This is a genomic window from Gelidibacter japonicus, assembly GCF_010725055.1.
In the GTDB taxonomy this organism is placed as follows: domain Bacteria; phylum Bacteroidota; class Bacteroidia; order Flavobacteriales; family Flavobacteriaceae; genus Gelidibacter; species Gelidibacter japonicus.
The window spans coordinates 440,658-458,707 of record NZ_BJKB01000002.1; the positions used below are offsets into that span (position 1 = coordinate 440,658).

Consider the following 18,050-nt stretch of genomic DNA (forward strand, 5'->3'; position numbering starts at 1 on the left):
ATTTTAGTATATAATTTTGAGGCTTTAACATATTCTTATTTCATATTAACTCACGTTATTTGAAAATTGAAAACTATAATAAGTAATTTTCCGCCATATTTTATTCTTTATGCATTCTACAACCATTATTCTGCTTATTCTTTCCTATTTTGGAATTCTTATTTTGATATCTTATCTCACTGGAAGAAAGTCAGATAATAACACCTTTTTCAAAGCGAACAAACAAGCACCGTGGTATGTTGTGGCCTTTGGGATGATTGGTGCATCACTTTCTGGAGTGACATTCATTTCGGTTCCAGGCTGGGTAGAATCTTCGTCATTTAGCTATATGCAGATGGTGTTGGGCTATACTGTAGGCTATTTGGTTATTGGAACGGTACTCCTTCCACTCTATTACAAACTAAATCTAACCTCTATTTACACCTATTTGGACGAACGTTTTGGAAACATGTCCTATAAAACTGGTGCTTCATTTTTTTTAATCTCTCGAATTGTGGGTTCGAGTTTCAGACTGTTTTTAGTTGCCAATGTATTGCAAGTGCTTCTTTTTGATGATTTGGGCATCAGCTTTTGGCAAACTGTAACCCTCACGGTTTTTTTAATATGGCTATACACCTTCAAGTCTGGAATCAAGACCATAATTTGGACAGATACACTGCAAACCTTGTTTATGCTGCTCTCTATTGGGGTTGCAATTTACTATGTGAGTCATGATTTGGGCATTAGTGGGGGTAATATTTTAGGCTATATACTGGAAAGCGACTTGTCTAAGACTTTCTTTTTTGAGGACTTTAAATCTGGTGATTATTTCTGGAATCAGTTCATATCAGGAGCGTTTATTGCCATAGTGATGACAGGATTGGATCAGGACATGATGCAAAAAAATCTCACCTGTAAAACCCTGAAAGATGCGCAAAAAAACATGTTTTGGTTTACGGTCATTCTGACGATAGTCAATTTTATGATTTTAAGCCTGGGCCTTCTTTTAACTGTCTATGCACAAAAGAATGGCATTGACGCACATAAAGATGAGCTCTTCCCTATTTTGGCAAAAGAACATTTAGGCATTGGGGTATTTGTGTTCTTCTTGTTGGGCTTGATCGCCGCAGCGTATAGTAGCGCCGATAGCACCTTAACAGCCTTAACCACGTCATTTAGCATTGACATTTTAGACATCGAAAAAAAGCACGATGCCGCTAAACAAATTGCCATTAGAAAACGCGTCCACGTGATGATATCCTTTGTCTTGATCTTGGTCATTATCGTTTTTAAATACGCAATTAAAGACGAAAGCGTCATTGCAAAGCTCCTGCTCTTTGCGGGATATACCTATGGCCCATTACTCGGACTCTATGCTTTTGGCTTGTTCACCAAATGGCAAATAAAAGATAAGTGGGTGCCTATCATTGCCATTCTGTCGCCAATACTGTCCTATTTTTTCAGTATCAACAGCTTAAAATGGATAGGATTTGAATTTGGATATTTTATTTTGATCCTAAATGGCCTCTTAACGTTTTTAGGATTAGTATTGATTCGTACCAAGCAGCACTAAGGTACAGGCCACTTCAAACTCAATTCCCGCCTTACCTAACAACGTAAAAAACTCAGCGTTTTCTGTTCCAGGGTTAAAAATCACCCGATTTGGCTGTAACGACATGATATAATCGTAAAAAGCCGCCTGTCTGTCCGGGTTCATATACAGAGTCACCGTATCAACAGCATTGTATGGTTTCAGTTCTGTATCAATCTTGACCCCAGCAACCTCGCCTTCTTTTAATCCAAAAGCCACAACGTCATGTCCGTGACTAATGAGCCTGTTCAAAGCTAAATTGGAATAGCGACTCGGGTTCAAAGAGGCTCCGAACACTAGAGTTTTTTTATTTGTTTGCATAATTTCATGAATTTTTTTCAAAAAAAAGTTTATAAGAGCGTAACAATGTACAAAAGTAATCGTCTCTTTTATAACAATCAAATTTCATCAATCAAATCAAAAAATCAATCACAAATGAAATCTTTATTTTTAATTTGCATTTTAATGTGCTCAACATTATATGCACAACCCTCGGCTAATTCCTTGCCGAAAGAAGGTTCAATTTCAGGAACAATTATTGACGCGCAACTGAATCAGCCCTTGCCCTATGTGACTATTGTCATTAAAAACAGTAGAAATGAAATCATTACCGGCTCGATTACCCAGGATGATGGCAGTTTTAAAATCTCGAAACTTTCAGAAGGTCAATTCTCTGTAACCATTCAATATATTGGTTACAAGACCGTGACACAGCCTTTTATTATTGGAAAGGATTCTTACGACGTGAATTTAGGCAAGATCCTTTTAGAAGAAAATGCCGCAGCCTTGGATGAAGTTACGGTAATTGCAGAAGTTTCCAGCATTCAGCAAAAAGTGGACAGAAAAGTCATAACCGTAGGAAAAGATTTAATTACTACCGGGCCTACAGCATCTGACATTATGAACAATATTCCTTCTGTCAGTATCGATCAACAGACGGGCAATTTGAGTCTGCGTGGCAACGAAAACGTACGTGTGATGGTGGATGGAAAACTGTCCAATGTACCCGTGGATCAGCTATTGAAACAAATTCCTTCTGCATCTATCAAACAAATTGAATTGATCACTAATCCTTCTGCAAAACACAATCCCGAAGGCATGAGTGGCATAATCAATATCATCCTCCATAGAAATTCCAATATTGGATTTAATGGAAATATTAATTTGGGCTTGACCAAAGAAATCAATGCAAAATTTAATAGCTCTGCCGATTTAAACTACAGAAATGGTAAGTTTAACTTGTATGGAAATTACGGCAATAATATTGGAAAAAGCAATAATTATGGCACGCTCGATCGACCGGATGACCACACTCAACAGGTTTTTGATTTTTTCGACAACAGTAAATCACATCTCTACAAATTCGGAATCGATTTTTATGCAGACGACAACAATACCATCTCCATATTTACAAATCAAAACACTTATGACGGCAAAGGGGTTGGCAGCATTAATATCCTAAGGCCAAACACTGCTACACAAGGACAGGTATTCAACAACATATCCGATAATCTCTCTTCTCAATACAACTTTGTTTTCAAGCACAATTTTGCTAAGGAAGGCGAAAAGTTGGATTTGGAAGCAGACTATAACCGCTTTGAGGAAAACGAGTCTTCTGAGTTTATTTACTCCAATATTTCATTTCCTCCAAATTATATAGATTTTGTGAACACCAAACGTGATCAAACCACAATCAATTTGGATTATGTGAATCCTCTAAGTGAAAAAGCCAAGCTGGAAGTCGGTCTCGAGGCACGCTTATTCAATACGGACGTCGTGTATGATTCTACCGGAAAATCCTTTGATGAAACAGGGAACATCATCAATACCCCAAATACAGACTTCAATTATAACAGAGATATTTATTCGGCCTATATCACCTTTGGGAAAACTTTTGAAAAATGGAGTTATCAAGTTGGAGCACGTGCAGAGACAGTCACAGAGGATGCCAAGGCCATAACTATTAAAGAAGATTCAAGGGAAACCAATCCTTTTAAAAATGAGTATTTTCAAATATATCCTTCAGCATTCTTGACTTATACCCCATCAGATAAAAACTCTTTTCAGGCAAGTGTAAGCCGACGTGTGGACCGACCAAGTTTGAGAAGAATAAATCCCATTAGAGAATGGAGCAGTCCGTTGATCTCCTCTTTTGGAAACACAGAATTGCAACCACAGTTTACAAATTCTTTTGAAATTAATTATACCCGAAAATTGGAAAAGGGCTCTATAACTGGAGGCGTCTTTTATCGTATGATAGAGGATGAAATCAATCGTGCTGTATTTATTGACCGCTTAGATTTGAACAAGGTCATTCTGACCTATGATAATTTCGATAACACCTCTGCCTATGGTATAGAGCTATCAAGTGCCTACAAACCAACATCATGGTGGAATTTCAATGCGAGTTTTGACCTGTATTCACAAACTCAAAAAGGCATTACTGAAGTTCTTAACACTCCCATAGGTGAGGAACCAACGGAAGATGACATTCTTCTAACCGAAATTGAAGTTGAAAATATTGCTTATAGTTTTAGAATGAGCAACAATTTTAAGGTAACCAAAAAACTGACGCTTTCTGCCTTTGGAATGTACAGATCAGAGCAGGAAGGCATACAATTTAAGGGTAAGCCCATGTACTTTGTCAATACTGGTTTACGCTATTCTTTTTTGGATGATGCGGCCACTTTCAGCTTCAATTACAATGATATTTTCAATACCATGAAGGCAAGATTTGATAGTACCAACCCCTATATACAAAAAGGACAGTTCAATTGGGAAAGCAACACGTGGTTTATTGGATTATCTTACCGATTTGGGGGTGGAAAATATAAAGCCTTACAACGAAAAAACAGGGATAAAAATGAAACATCAGGTGATGGAGGCTTTATGTAATATCATTTAGGTAAAGGCCTTTCGCTAATTGTATAAGGTTTATTATAGGTGAAATCAACTTATTTATCAAAAAAATTATCATTTTACCACATCAATATGTTAATATTTTGTTAAGATTTTTGATTTCTTTGGAATATTACCTTTTTAACCCTTGTTTTATCAGACCTAACAAACTGTACTACTTTTAAATTGATTTGAATTAGCCTTCTACTTTTGAAAAGAAGTAATTTGCGAATTAGGTATATTTTAAATCCGGAGTCTCGACTTCGGATTTTTTTTATTTAGTTACAAACGATTAATTACAAACAATCTCTATTCTTTTCAACGCCATAAATCCAATTCAAAAATCAAACTTCAAAGAATATTTCTTTGCACAGAATGGAATATAAATATTAGATTTTGAAAGTAACGGACTTCAAAACCTGAGGTTTTATGTTAATTGATAGTTAAAGATTTATTTTGATAAAATAAATTAGACGTTTCTGCGTCTAATAGATTGTGATAAGTTTTATAATTTAATCAAGTGTTAGTTAAGTTGGTTAAAAGTAGTGAAACCCGAGGCAGAGTACTGTTTCGGGTTTTTAATTTCCTGCGAAAGCAGGAATCTCATTGTTGTTATTATCCTATAGATATAGCTTTACCCCATCCCAATAGCTATTGGATTCATTCCGTCTACTTTGTTCCTATAAATGTTTTCGCCATCTCACAATTGCCATAGAGACCTCGAATAATTATGTGTGACATCATATTCTGTATCAACTATTTCACGAAATCGATTTTTAGTCTGCACGAATTCGGTGCGTTCATTAGTTACACTCTCTGAAAAATGATTTTGAGAGATTTTACAAAGCCTTTAATACTCGAAATTCGCCTTACTTAAACTCGAGATTCCTGCCTCCGCAGGAATTTGTTACCACTTAATGATCACACTCCCCCAAGTAAATCCACTACCAAAAGCAGCCAATACCACGACATCGCCCTCTTTGATTTTACCCTCTTCCCATGCCTCAGTTAATGCAATAGGAATTGAAGCCGCCGTAGTATTTCCATATTTTTGAATATTGTTGAACACTTGGTCGTCACTCAACTCAAATTTTTTCTGAATAAATTGTGAAATCCTCAAATTGGCCTGATGTGGAATCAACATATCAATGGCCTCTTTGCCCAGATTGTTTTTTGCTAGACCTTCCATGATGACTTCACTAAATCTGACCACTGCATTTTTAAACACAAATTGTCCATTCATGTGCGGAAAATAGCTTTCGTCATTTGGATCGTTATCTTTTATAATATCATTGACCCAGCGTTTACCCATTCCAGGAGCTACCAGAACCAATTCTTCGGCATGCTCTCCTTGCGAGTGTAAATGTGTAGAAAGGATTCCTTTGGAGTTATCTTCTTCCCTCGTCAAAATCGCGGCTCCTGCCCCATCACCAAAAATGACCGAGACACCGCGCCCACGAGTGGTTTTATCCAATCCATGCGAATGGAGCTCGCTACCAATCACCAAAATGGTCTTATACATTCCCGTTTTTATATATTGATCTGCAACTGAAATTGCATACACAAAACCAGAACATTGATTACGGACATCCAATGCCCCAACAGTCTTGATGTCCAAAGCATGTTGCACCTGCACTCCAGGTCCAGGAAAATACATATCAGGACTCAAAGTGGCAAAGACAATAAAATCAATGTCATCCTTATCAATTCCAGCACGTTCAATGGCAACTTTGGCAGCTTTCACACCCATTCCAGAAGTTGTGTCTCCTGTATTTTCAATTGCCCAACGGCGTTCCTTTATTCCCGTTCGTTCTTGAATCCACGCGTCATTGGTGTCCATCATCTTGGACAAATCGTCATTAGTAACCACATTATCAGGAACATAATGCCCTAGGCCGATTATTTTGGAATTATACATAAGTTATTTTGTTTAGCATTAAATAGATTTGCAATTTAAGCAATATTCACAGTATTCATAAAATTACCTATTTTAAATACCATATCGTGATAAACTGACTTCTTTTTAACATTTATTTGACGACTCACTATCCTTGTTTTGTTTATTTTAGAACATTAATTAAAATTTAATCCACAATGAGAGCATATCTACTAAGTTTTTTCTTTTTATTGTCCCTATTCAGTTTTGGGCAAGTCAATTTATCTTATCAAAAACCTGATCCTAGCATCTTAAGTCTTGCTGAAGCGCCATTGGCACCACGCATAAGCATGGATCGCAAGGGCGAAAACATTCTTTTTCTCTATAGAAGCAATTTTAAGACCATAGAAGAGCTATCTGAGACTGAAATGCGTCTTGGCGGATTGAGAATTAATCCGGTGACCAACATTGGCAGTAGAACCACCTATTATACCGACCTCAAAATAAGAAACGGTAGAGATGGCGATCCAAAAAACATTTTAGGAATGCCTGAAAACGGACGATTTGCTTATTTATCATGGTCGCCCAATCAAAATTATGCTGCTTTTACAAATACCACGTCAAAAGGTGTTGAATTATGGTACATTGATATCAACGCAGCACAGGCCAAGAAAATAACAGACGATAACCTCAATGCCAATATGGGCAGACCATACACCTGGTCAAAGGACAGCAACTATTTGTTGGTACAAACACTTCCTTCTTCAAAAAAACAATTGATTGACCCAAAAAAATCAGTGCCAGAAGGACCGACAATCTCGGTAAGTGAAGCTGGCGTAAAAGCACAAAACAGAACCTATCAAGACTTACTTAAAAATCCAAACGACGAATATAACTTTGAACAATTGGCACTGTCTGATATTCAAAAAGTGAACCTTAACGGTAACGCTAGCAATTGGAAGTCAACCGATATTTATGAAAGCATCAACTTCTCTCCTGACGGAAAATATGTCATGATAACCACCATAAACAAACCTTTCTCCTATTTAGTACCTTATAGCAGATTTCCATCGACGACGACTATCTATGACGCCAATGGCACCTTGGTCAAAAAAATATTGGAAGTACCACTTATTGAAGATTTGCCACAAGGTTTTATGGCCGTGCGTACTGGAATGCGTAATTTAACCTGGCGTAATGACCATCCAGCAACCTTAGTATGGACTGAAGCTTTAGACGGCGGGGATCCTGCAAAGGAAGTGGCGTTTAGAGACGAAGTATTTCAACAAAAAGCACCATTCACAGCAAAGAAACAATCGCTTTTAAAAACCAAGGACCGTTATGCCGGAATCCGCTGGGGTAATGAAAACACCGCCATTGCCTATGACAGATGGTGGAATAGCAGAAATACAAGAACGTATTTGTTTGACCCTTCAAATTCAGGTAAAACTCCAAAAGTACTTTCTGATAGAAATTACCAGGATGTCTATAGTGATCCTGGAAACTTCGTAACAACGCTCAATGCCTATGACGAACCTGTTTTAGATCTAAATGATGGGAAGGCGTATTTAATTGGTGATGGTTATAGTGCCGATGGACAATTTCCATTTATAGATGAAATGAATCTTAAATCGCAAAAAACAGAACGTTTATATCAATCGGCATTCACTGATAAAGTTGAGAATATTGTCTCTGCCTTAGATGCCAAAGCTGGAGAGTTTGTGGTTCAGATCGAATCAAAAAATGAATATCCCAACTATTATATCAGAAACATCAAAAAGCGTATCGCATTACAACCTTTAACACAATTTGAGAATCCATTCAAGAGTTTACAAGACGTCCATAAAGAAGTGATTACCTACAAAAGAGATGACGGATTGCCACTAACGGGAACTTTATATTTACCAACCGATTATAAAAAAGGTGAAAAATATCCAATGCTCATGTGGGCCTATCCTCGTGAGTATAAAGACAAAAACAGTGCTGCGCAGAGCACTTCAAATTCCAATGAATTCACCTATCCTTCTTATGGTTCACCTTTATTTTGGGTTGCAAGGGGCTATGTGGTATTGGACGATGCAGCGTTCCCAATCGTCGGCGAGGGCGATGAGCAGCCTAATGATACCTTTGTCAAGCAATTGGTAGGCAATGCCAAAGCGGCCATTGACGCTGTTGATGCCATGGGCTATATTGATCGCGATCGCGTGGCGGTTGGCGGACATTCTTATGGGGCGTTTATGACGGCCAATTTATTATCCCATTCCAATTTATTTGCAGCAGGCATCGCAAGAAGCGGCGCTTACAACAGAACCTTGACGCCATTTGGATTTCAAAGTGAAGAGCGCAATTATTGGGAAGCACCAGATGTTTACAATACCATGTCGCCTTTCATGAATGCCCATACCATGAAAACGCCATTATTATTGATTCATGGCGAAGCTGATAACAATTCGGGCACTTATCCAATGCAAAGTGAGCGTTATTTCAACGCCCTAAAAGGCTTGGGAGCACCAGTAAGATTGGTTATGCTACCAAACGAAAGTCATGGGTATAGCGCTAAGGAATCGGTAATGCACATGCTTTGGGAACAAGACCAATGGTTGGAAACCTATGTGAAAAACAAAAAGAAAGATAATCCTATCAATGCGACGGAAAGCATTAAAAACTAAAAAATGCAATCATTTTTTATAAAGCCATTCTTTTACGGGAATGGCTTTTTTTTATGCCATCTTGTCACAAATGTTGGATTGGCATTTTTGTTGACTACTACAATGAAACAAACTAAAGTTCAATTAGTTTCCCAATTTCGTGGGAACATTTAATAAATTAAATATGACAAAAGGGAATATTAATGTTTCGGTAGAGAACATCTTTCCACTGATTAAGAAGTTCTTATACAGTGATCACGAAATATTTTTACGTGAGTTAATCAGTAACGCTACAGATGCCACTTTAAAATTAAAGCACTTAACCAATATTGGTGAGGCAAAAGTAGAATATGGCAACCCGAAAATCGAAGTCAAGATCGATAAGAAAGGTAAAAAACTTCACATCATTGACCAAGGTATTGGGATGACTGCTGAAGAAGTTGAAAAATATATTAACCAAATCGCCTTTTCAGGAGCTGAAGAGTTTTTGGACAAATATAAAGATGCCGGAAAAGATTCAGGTATCATCGGACATTTTGGTTTAGGTTTCTATTCCGCTTTTATGGTTGCAGAGAAAGTTGAAATCATCACTAAATCCTACTTAGAAGATACAGAAGCTGCACGTTGGACATGTGACGGATCTCCTGAGTTCACCTTAGAGCCAGCTGATAAAACTGAGCGTGGTACAGAAATCATCCTTCATATTGCTGACGATTCTACTGAGTTCTTGGAAGAATCAAGAATCCGTGAACTATTGACCAAATACAATAAGTTCATGCCTATTCCGATCAAATTTGGAACTAAGGAAATCAATGACCCAGATCACAAACCTGAGACCAAAAAAGATAAAGACGGCAAGGAAACCAAAGAGCCACAAAAAAAAATCACGGTTGACAATATCATTAACAACCCTAATCCGGCGTGGACAAAGCAGCCAACTGAATTAGAAGACAAGGACTATTCAGATTTTTACAGAGAACTGTACCCAATGCAGTTTGAGGAACCGTTATTCCATATCCATCTGAACGTGGATTACCCATTCAACTTGACAGGAATTTTATATTTCCCGAAGATGACGGCCGATTTGAACATTCAAAAGGATAAAATTCAACTCTATCAAAACCAAGTATTTGTAACAGATAATGTAGAAGGTATCGTTCCAGAATTCTTGACCATGCTCAGAGGTGTGATCGACTCTCCGGACATTCCGTTGAACGTTTCTCGTAGTTATTTGCAAGCAGACGGCAATGTGAAGAAAATATCTTCCTATATCACCCGTAAAGTAGCTGATAAGCTGAAATCCTTATTCAATGATAACCGTGAGGATTTTGAGAAGAAATGGAACGACATCAAAATTGTCATTGAATATGGAATGCTTTCAGAAGATAAGTTCTTTGAAAAAGCAGACGCCTTCGCACTATATCCAACAGTTGATGGGAAATATTATACTTATCAAGAATTGTTCGACAAAATCAAGGACAATCAAACTGACAAAGATGGAAAATTAGTCATCCTATATGCGTCCGATGAAGATTCACAACACAGTTATATTGAAGCTGCAAAAGACAAAGCATACGAAGTATTGTTATTGGATTCGCCAATTGTGAGCCACTTGATGCAAAAAATGGAATCCACTAAGGAGAACATTACGTTTGCTCGTGTGGATGCTGACCATATTGATAATTTGATCAAGAAAGACGATACGAAGATTTCAAAACTATCCGAAGATCAGAAAAAGGAATTGGAAACCATATTGAAAGAAGCCATTCCTTCAGAAAAATTCATGGTTCAATTGGAAGCCATGGATAGTGATGCGTCACCATTCATCATCACACAACCAGAGTTTATGCGTCGTATGAAAGAAATGCAAGCAACAGGTGGCGGTATGTTCGGCATGGGCAATATGCCAGAAATGTACAACTTGGTGGTCAATACAAATTCTGATTTGGTAGGTGAAATTTTAAGCACCAAAACCAAGAAAAAACAAGATCGTTTGATTTCTCAAAGTTTAGATTTAGCACGCCTATCTCAAGGTTTGTTAAAAGGAAAAGAACTGAGCGAATTCATTAAGCGTTCTTATGAGATGATCAAGTAAACCTCATTATGAGGGTCATTGCGAGGAGCCGTTTTAGGCGACGAAGCAATATCATGTTAAAAATGCAAAACCATCCCGTCAAAATCGGGATGGTTTTTTTGTATTTAAATTCTAAATACTAGCATTTTAAAAGATGATAAAACCTTAAAAAAATACAATTCAATTCGATTGATTCATCACGTCAACCCATTCAATTTCAATTCTCTTCAAATTTATTTTAGCAGATTTTTTTCTGCCTCGATTTTGTTTTTAACTAATTTAAAAATTATCTTCGAGCGAGTTGCGGAAAATTCGCAATCAAAAAGTTCATTTCAATGGCCAGCCAGGATTTTTTAAAATTCAATTTTTAGAAAAGCTATTGATCAATTCATTCACTGGTTTCAACAAATTAACCAATCACAAATACCGGATAACCATAGCACAGTATGAAAATAAAAAAGGTACTTATTGCCAACAGAGGAGAAATTGCCATTCGCACCATGCGCGCCTGTACAGAATTAAACATTGCTACAGTTGCCGTTTACACCTATGAAGACCGCTATTCACAACATCGCAATAAAGCGGATGAATCCTATCAAATTGGAGAAGACAATCAGCCTTTAAAGCCATATTTGGATATGGATGAGATCATTGCTCTGGCAAAGTCCAAGAATGTTGATGCTATTCATCCTGGCTACGGGTTCCTTTCAGAGAATTCAGAATTTGCTCGAAGATGTGCCAAAAACGATATCATTTTTATCGGACCCTCTCCTGAGGTCATGGATGCCTTAGGTGATAAAATAACCGCTAAGAAGATAGCAGTAAAATGTAATGTACCAATTATTGAAAGCAATAAAAAGAAGTTAAGCTCATTAAAGGTGGCCTTATCAGAAGCAACAAGCATAGGCTATCCTTTAATGTTAAAAGCGGCCTCAGGTGGTGGTGGGCGCGGGATGCGTATCATCAGAAAAGCCGAGGACCTGGAACAGAATTTCGATTCTGCCAGAAATGAGGCCCTCAACTCATTCGGTGACGACACTATGTTTCTCGAAAAATATGTAGAAGATCCTAAACATATTGAAGTACAAATTGTGGCCGATAATCACGGGAATATCCGCCATTTGTTTGAACGCGATTGTTCTGTACAGCGCCGTCATCAAAAGGTGGTGGAGATTGCGCCTTCACATAACGTGTCTGAAAAAGTCAAACAAGATCTATATAAATACGCTGTAGACATTGCAACGGAAGTCAATTATAATAATATTGGAACCGTGGAGTTTTTGGTTGACAAGGAAGACAATGTCTATTTTATTGAAGTTAATCCGCGGATACAGGTAGAACATACGGTTACTGAAATGGTAACCGGCATTGATTTGGTGAAAACCCAGATTTTTATTGCTGGAGGTTACAAATTATCAGATCAGCAAATCAAGATCTACGAACAAGAATCCTTAAAAACTTACGGTTTCGCCTTACAATGCCGATTGACTACTGAGGATCCCAGCAACAACTTCACACCTGACTATGGCACAATAACCACCTATAGAAGTGCCTCGGGAATGGGCATCCGTTTGGATGCAGGAAGCATATACCAAGGCTACAGTGTGAGTCCGTTTTTTGATTCGATGCTCGTCAAAGTTTCTGCCCACGGTAGGACTTTGGATGGAGCTGTTCGTAAAATGGTGCGCGCCTTAAAGGAATTTCGGATTAGAGGGGTGAACACAAACATTCACTTTTTACAGAATGTGATCTTACATGATACATTTAAAGAAGGAAAAGTTACCGTAAATTTCATTCAGAACACCCCTTCCCTATTCAAAATTAAGCTCCCGCAAGATAGAACAACCAAAGTCACCCAGTATTTGGCTGAAGTGATTGTCAACGGTAATCCGGATGTGAAATACAAAGAAGAAAATAAGGTTTTCAGAAATCCGAAAGTGCCAAAATTCAATTTAGCCGCACCGCATCCTAAAGGAACAAAGGATATGCTAACCGAAATGGGACCGGAGAAATTCTGTGAGTGGCTCAAAAACGACACCAAAATCCATTATACCGATACCACCATGCGCGATGCACACCAATCGCTGCTCGCCACTCGAATGCGGACGTTCGATATGATGAAAGTCGCTGAAAGTTTTGCAAAAAACCATCCAAACACGTTCAGCATGGAAGTTTGGGGCGGCGCGACATTTGATGTCTGTCTACGCTTCTTGCACGAAAGTCCATGGACACGCTTGCGCGAATTGCGAAAAGCAATCCCAAATATTTTGTTTCAGATGCTTTTGCGTGGTAGTAATGGTGTGGGATATAAAGCCTATCCGGACAACCTTATTGAGAAATTCGTAGAAAAATCTTGGGAAAATGGGGTTGATATCTTTAGAATCTTTGATTCACTCAACTGGGTCAAGGCCATGGAACCGAGCATTAATTTTGTGAGAAATAAAACAGGAGGTATTGCACAGGCTGCCATAAGTTATACAGGGAATGTTTTGGATGTCAACGAAACCAAATACACGCTTAAATATTACACCCAATTAGCGAAAGACCTTGAAAGCGCTGGAGCTCATATGATTGCCATCAAAGATATGGCGGGGTTGTTAAAACCCTATGCCGCAACGGAATTGGTAGGCGCACTAAAAGACACGGTCAAGCTGCCGATTCATTTGCATACACATGACACCTCATCTTTACAAACTGCAACCTATCTTAAAGCCATTGAAGCTGGTGTAGATGTGGTTGATGTGGCTCTGGGCGGTTTGTCGGGATTGACCTCACAACCCAATTTCAATGGGATTGTTGAAATGATGAAAGGTCAACCAAGAGCGCACGACTTTGACATGAATACTTTAAACCAGTTTTCTAATTTTTGGGAGGATACGCGTGAGCTGTATTATCCTTTTGAATCAGGATTAAAAGCTGGTACAGCCGAAGTGTTTCAACACGAAATTCCAGGTGGTCAGTATTCCAATTTGCGACCACAGGCTATTGCTCTAGGATTGGGTGATCGATTTGACGAGGTAAAGAAAATGTATGCCAAGGTCAATGCCATGTTTGGCAATCTGATAAAAGTGACACCAAGTTCCAAAGTTGTGGGAGATATGGCCATTTTTATGGTCACCAATAATCTCACTCCAGAAGATGTAATGGAACGTGGCTCGGAAATTTCCTTTCCAGAATCCGTGATCAATTTCTTTAAAGGCGATTTAGGTCAACCCACTGGCGGCTTTCCAAAGAAATTACAAAAAATCATTTTAAGAAATCACAAAGCCTATACTGATAGACCTAATGGCCACTTAAAACCTATCGATTTTGATGTGGAATATGACGCTTTCAAAAAGAAATTCCAAAAAGGTTTTACCAGAGCTATTGAAATTGAAGATTTCTTATCCTACACCTTATATCCGAAAGTCTTCGAACAGGCGCACGAGAACTATAAACTATATGGCAATTTAAGTTTAGTGCCCACCAAGAATTTCTTCTATGGCATGAAACAACGTGAAGAAATCCTCATTGAACTGGAGCCAGGAAAAACCATAATTGTCAGATTACTTTCTGTTGGTGTTCCCAATGAGGAAGGGGTCAGAATTGTTTTCTTCAAGGTGAACGGTGAAAATCGACTGGTAGAGGTTTTGGACAAATCACTTAATATCAAAAAAGAGACCCATGAGAAGATTGATCCAGCCGATGCCAATCAAATAGGAGCCCCTTTGCAAGGATCACTATACAAGGTATTGGTAAAAAGAGGTCAAAAGGTCAAAGAAAATGACCCGCTATTTATCATTGAGGCCATGAAAATGGAAACCACCGTAACGGCGTTCAAGGCTGGGAAAGTAAAATCCATTACCATTAAAGAAGGAACCATGGTGATGCAGGATGATTTGATTTTGACGGTGGAATAATCTGGCATTCTAAATTAATGGGATTGCCAACTAAGAATTAAATACATATCTTGGAACCATGAAAAAACTACTCTTTATTTTATTGGCAGTACCGCTCCAATTGTTGGCGCAGGAGGTGCCTGGATCTGTTCAATTTTGGGACACCCTTAAAAATCACTGTGGTAAAGCATATGAAGGCGAAATTATAGCTGGAGGCAAAGAAGGCGATGGTTTCACCGGAGAGAAATTGGTCATGCATGTTCGCAGTTGTGAGAACAACGTGCTCAGAATTCCTTTTTTTGTTGGTGATGACAAATCAAGAACCTGGGTATTGACGATGGGAGAAGATAACTTAATTCTCTTAAAGCACGACCATAGAAAGATGGATGGCACTGATGATGAGGTCACTCAATACGGCGGGCTGAGTCCAAATACAGGACGAGCTGACATTCAATTTTTTCCAGCAGATCAGTTTACAGCCAATTTATTGGCCCATGCTGCAAACAACGTGTGGTGGATTACCGTTGATGAGAGTTCCTTCACTTATAATCTTCGTAGAATAGGGACGGATAGATTATTTTCCGTAAAATTTGATCTCACCAAGGAAGTGGAAACACCAGGTGCACCTTGGGGGAGCGAAGATTAAATTCAGAAAAACCTGTCTAATTTCTTTTCATTCATAACTAAATAATGAACATTTACAACCACTTCCTTTCAGAGGTGGTTTTTTTATCTCCAATATTGCAAAACCAATAACATTAAAATAACCTCTGCATGGAATCCGTGCAAATCAATTAGTTTACCTTTGCAGGCAATCACATAAACATTTGAAAGAACTCCTCACATCCATAGAAATATTCCTAAAAGGATCCGACTTTTATAGAGGTATCAGATTGACCTTTGCGGTGATAACACCTTTGGTTGTCCTTAATTTTTTGGGATATTTTGAATATGCTCCCGCCATTGCTATGGGTGCTTTTTTAAATGCTCCTGGAGATATTCCGGGAAGCCTAAAACGTAAGGTCAATGCGATTTTAATCAGTACCGCATTAACAATGCTGATTACAGCCACCATTTTATTTTGCAAACCTTATCTCCTACTCGTCATTGTAGCACTTGCCGTTTTTTCGTTTTTTGTGTCGTTTATTTCGGTATATGGGTTTAGGGGCTCGATGTTCTCATTTTCAGGATTATTAGCTATGGTATTGGCTTTTGCCGTTGAAAAGGAAACTCCAGTGGATATATTGTCTCATGTATTACTGATTGGTTGCGGGGGACTTTGGTATTTGCTCATATCTTATCTATTCAGGAAACTGTCACCTAAAAAAGATGAAATCCAGTTTTTGTCTGATAGTATGACTCTTATTGGAGAGTATTTAATATTACGAGCACGCCTATTGACAAAAATATCAAAACGTCATGAACTCATACAAAAGGCATTCGTACTGCAAAGCCAGATCAACGAAAAACATGAAACTTTAAGAGAATTACTTCTACTAGAGCGCAAACGTTCAGGGCGTTCTCATTATGACGAAAAACATTTGTTGATCTTTATATCTTCGGTTAATATTTTTGAACTTATTGAAGCCAAACACTTAGACTATAACGAAATAGACCGACTTTTTAGTGATCGAAAACACCTTAAAGCTTTTAAGGACCTAAATAAAGTCATGGGGCGCCATTTAATGACTTTATCAGAATTACTAATCCAAAATGATAAAATTTCAGATAACGATACTCTAATTCCTGCCCTTTCAAAAGCTAAAGAGGCAATATCGAAATATGTAGAGGATATCCAATTGCCAAAAGCTCGTGAAGGAGCACTAGCACTTCGTAATCTTTATGATTACCAAGAAAACATTTTTGATGAGATCAGTGCCATTCGCCGCGTAATGGCCAATGTTAAGGACGCCTCAAAAGTATCCTTAAAACGCCAGAACACAAGTCAGTTTTTAACGCTTCAAGAGTATCGCCTAAACGTAATTATTCAAAATTTCAGTTGGAATTCTACTTTATTCAGGCATGCCCTACGATTTACTGTCGCCATTATATTTGCCTTTATCCTGGGCACTCTTTTGGACATCAGAAACACCTATTGGATTCTACTGACCATAATTGTGATTATGCGACCCAACTACGGCCTGACCAAAGAGCGATCCAAAGAACGAATTATTGGTACACTTATAGGTGCCGCCATAGCTATAGGTATCGTATTACTGACTCAAAATATCATTGTTTACGGGGTTTTAGCGATTATATCCTTAACCTTGGCCTTTTCACTCATACAACAGAATCTTAGATCGGCGGCTGCATTTATCACCATAAATATCATATTTGTGTATTCGCTTATCAATCCTGATGCCTTTCAGGTCATCCAATACCGGGTGATTGACACCATAATAGGTGCGGGGATTGCCGTTATTGCCAATTACACTTTATGGCCAAGTTGGGAAGCCTTAAACTTAAAAAATGTGCTTGTCGACGCTTTACACAAGAACAGAACATATCTTTTGGCTACCCAAGAGTTATATTATGACAAAAATAAAAACGAACTCAATTATAAATTAGCAAGAAAAGAAGCCTTTTTGGCCATTAGTAATTTGAATGCCGCGTTCCAAAGATTGACACAAGATCCAAAATCAAAACAAGTGGAATTTCAACTGATCTATGACATGGTGACCTTGAACCAAACCATGGTTTCGGCTATTGCGTCCATTGGCAGTTTTATTATCAACCATCAAACCACTCCAGCTTCGAAAGAATTTGATGCCATAGTCCGAAGAATAGCTAATACCTTGGAAGCCTCTTGCTCAATTTTAAAAAATGTTCAGGCCGATTGCGAAACGATCACCGTCGATATTGAAAAAGCTCAGGAGAAATTAATGGAAACCTATCGTAGCCTATCTAGAATGCGCGATGAAAACATTCAAAATGGCCATACAGAAATAGACACTGAAACACTCCACAATCTTCAAGAAGCATATTTAATTTCCAACCAACTAATCTGGTTAAAGACGCTTTCAGAAAATCTCAGAAAAGCAACTTCAAAATATCAGGAGGTCTTGTAGAAATTATCAGCAGTCTATAAAACTTCCATTTGCTGGTA

At 38.2% G+C, this 18,050-nt stretch carries 9 protein-coding genes; 7 read left to right on the forward strand and 2 right to left on the reverse strand.

Features of this window, described 5'->3' with window-relative positions:
- Window positions 1-109: 109 nt before the first annotated feature.
- A complete protein-coding gene (locus tag G6N06_RS03825) occupies window positions 110-1,552 on the forward strand; it encodes a sodium:solute symporter (RefSeq protein WP_163514728.1) in 1,443 nt (480 codons plus the stop codon).
- On the opposite strand, the gene G6N06_RS03830 is transcribed toward G6N06_RS03825, so the two are convergent.
- On the reverse strand, window positions 1,523-1,891 hold the full coding sequence (locus G6N06_RS03830) for a CoA-binding protein (protein WP_163514729.1): 369 nt from the start codon (window positions 1,889-1,891) through the stop codon (window positions 1,523-1,525). The genes G6N06_RS03825 and G6N06_RS03830 overlap by 30 nt on opposite strands.
- Window positions 1,892-2,005: 114 nt before the next feature.
- On the opposite strand from G6N06_RS03830, the gene G6N06_RS03835 reads away from it, so the two are divergent.
- Complete coding sequence (locus G6N06_RS03835; protein WP_163514730.1) at window positions 2,006-4,465, forward strand: TonB-dependent receptor; 2,460 nt, start codon at window positions 2,006-2,008, stop codon at window positions 4,463-4,465.
- Between the two features lie 910 nt (window positions 4,466-5,375).
- Here the strand turns inward: G6N06_RS03835 and G6N06_RS03840 are convergent.
- The gene (locus tag G6N06_RS03840) at window positions 5,376-6,386 is read right to left on the reverse strand and encodes a 3-oxoacyl-ACP synthase III family protein (RefSeq protein ID WP_163514731.1); all 1,011 of its coding nucleotides are present in this window, start codon (window positions 6,384-6,386) and stop codon (window positions 5,376-5,378) included.
- Between the two features lie 176 nt (window positions 6,387-6,562).
- On the opposite strand from G6N06_RS03840, the gene G6N06_RS03845 reads away from it, so the two are divergent.
- The 5 genes from G6N06_RS03845 to G6N06_RS03865 all read left to right on the forward strand — a co-directional run bounded on the left by G6N06_RS03845 (window position 6,563) and on the right by G6N06_RS03865 (window position 18,012).
- Window positions 6,563-9,013, forward strand: a complete 2,451-nt coding sequence (locus tag G6N06_RS03845; RefSeq protein WP_163514732.1) for an alpha/beta hydrolase family protein — start codon at window positions 6,563-6,565, stop codon at window positions 9,011-9,013.
- Between the two features lie 163 nt (window positions 9,014-9,176).
- Window positions 9,177-11,087, forward strand: coding sequence for a molecular chaperone HtpG (htpG, locus tag G6N06_RS03850; RefSeq protein ID WP_163514733.1), 1,911 nt, complete (start codon window positions 9,177-9,179; stop codon window positions 11,085-11,087).
- A 425-nt stretch (window positions 11,088-11,512) separates the two neighbouring features.
- The gene (locus G6N06_RS03855) at window positions 11,513-14,965 is read left to right on the forward strand and encodes a pyruvate carboxylase (RefSeq protein WP_163514734.1); all 3,453 of its coding nucleotides are present in this window, start codon (window positions 11,513-11,515) and stop codon (window positions 14,963-14,965) included.
- Between the two features lie 58 nt (window positions 14,966-15,023).
- On the forward strand, window positions 15,024-15,590 hold the full coding sequence (locus G6N06_RS03860) for a hypothetical protein (protein WP_163514735.1): 567 nt from the start codon (window positions 15,024-15,026) through the stop codon (window positions 15,588-15,590).
- A 181-nt stretch (window positions 15,591-15,771) separates the two neighbouring features.
- On the forward strand, window positions 15,772-18,012 hold the full coding sequence (locus G6N06_RS03865) for an FUSC family protein (protein ID WP_163514736.1): 2,241 nt from the start codon (window positions 15,772-15,774) through the stop codon (window positions 18,010-18,012).
- Window positions 18,013-18,050: the final 38 nt, after the last annotated feature.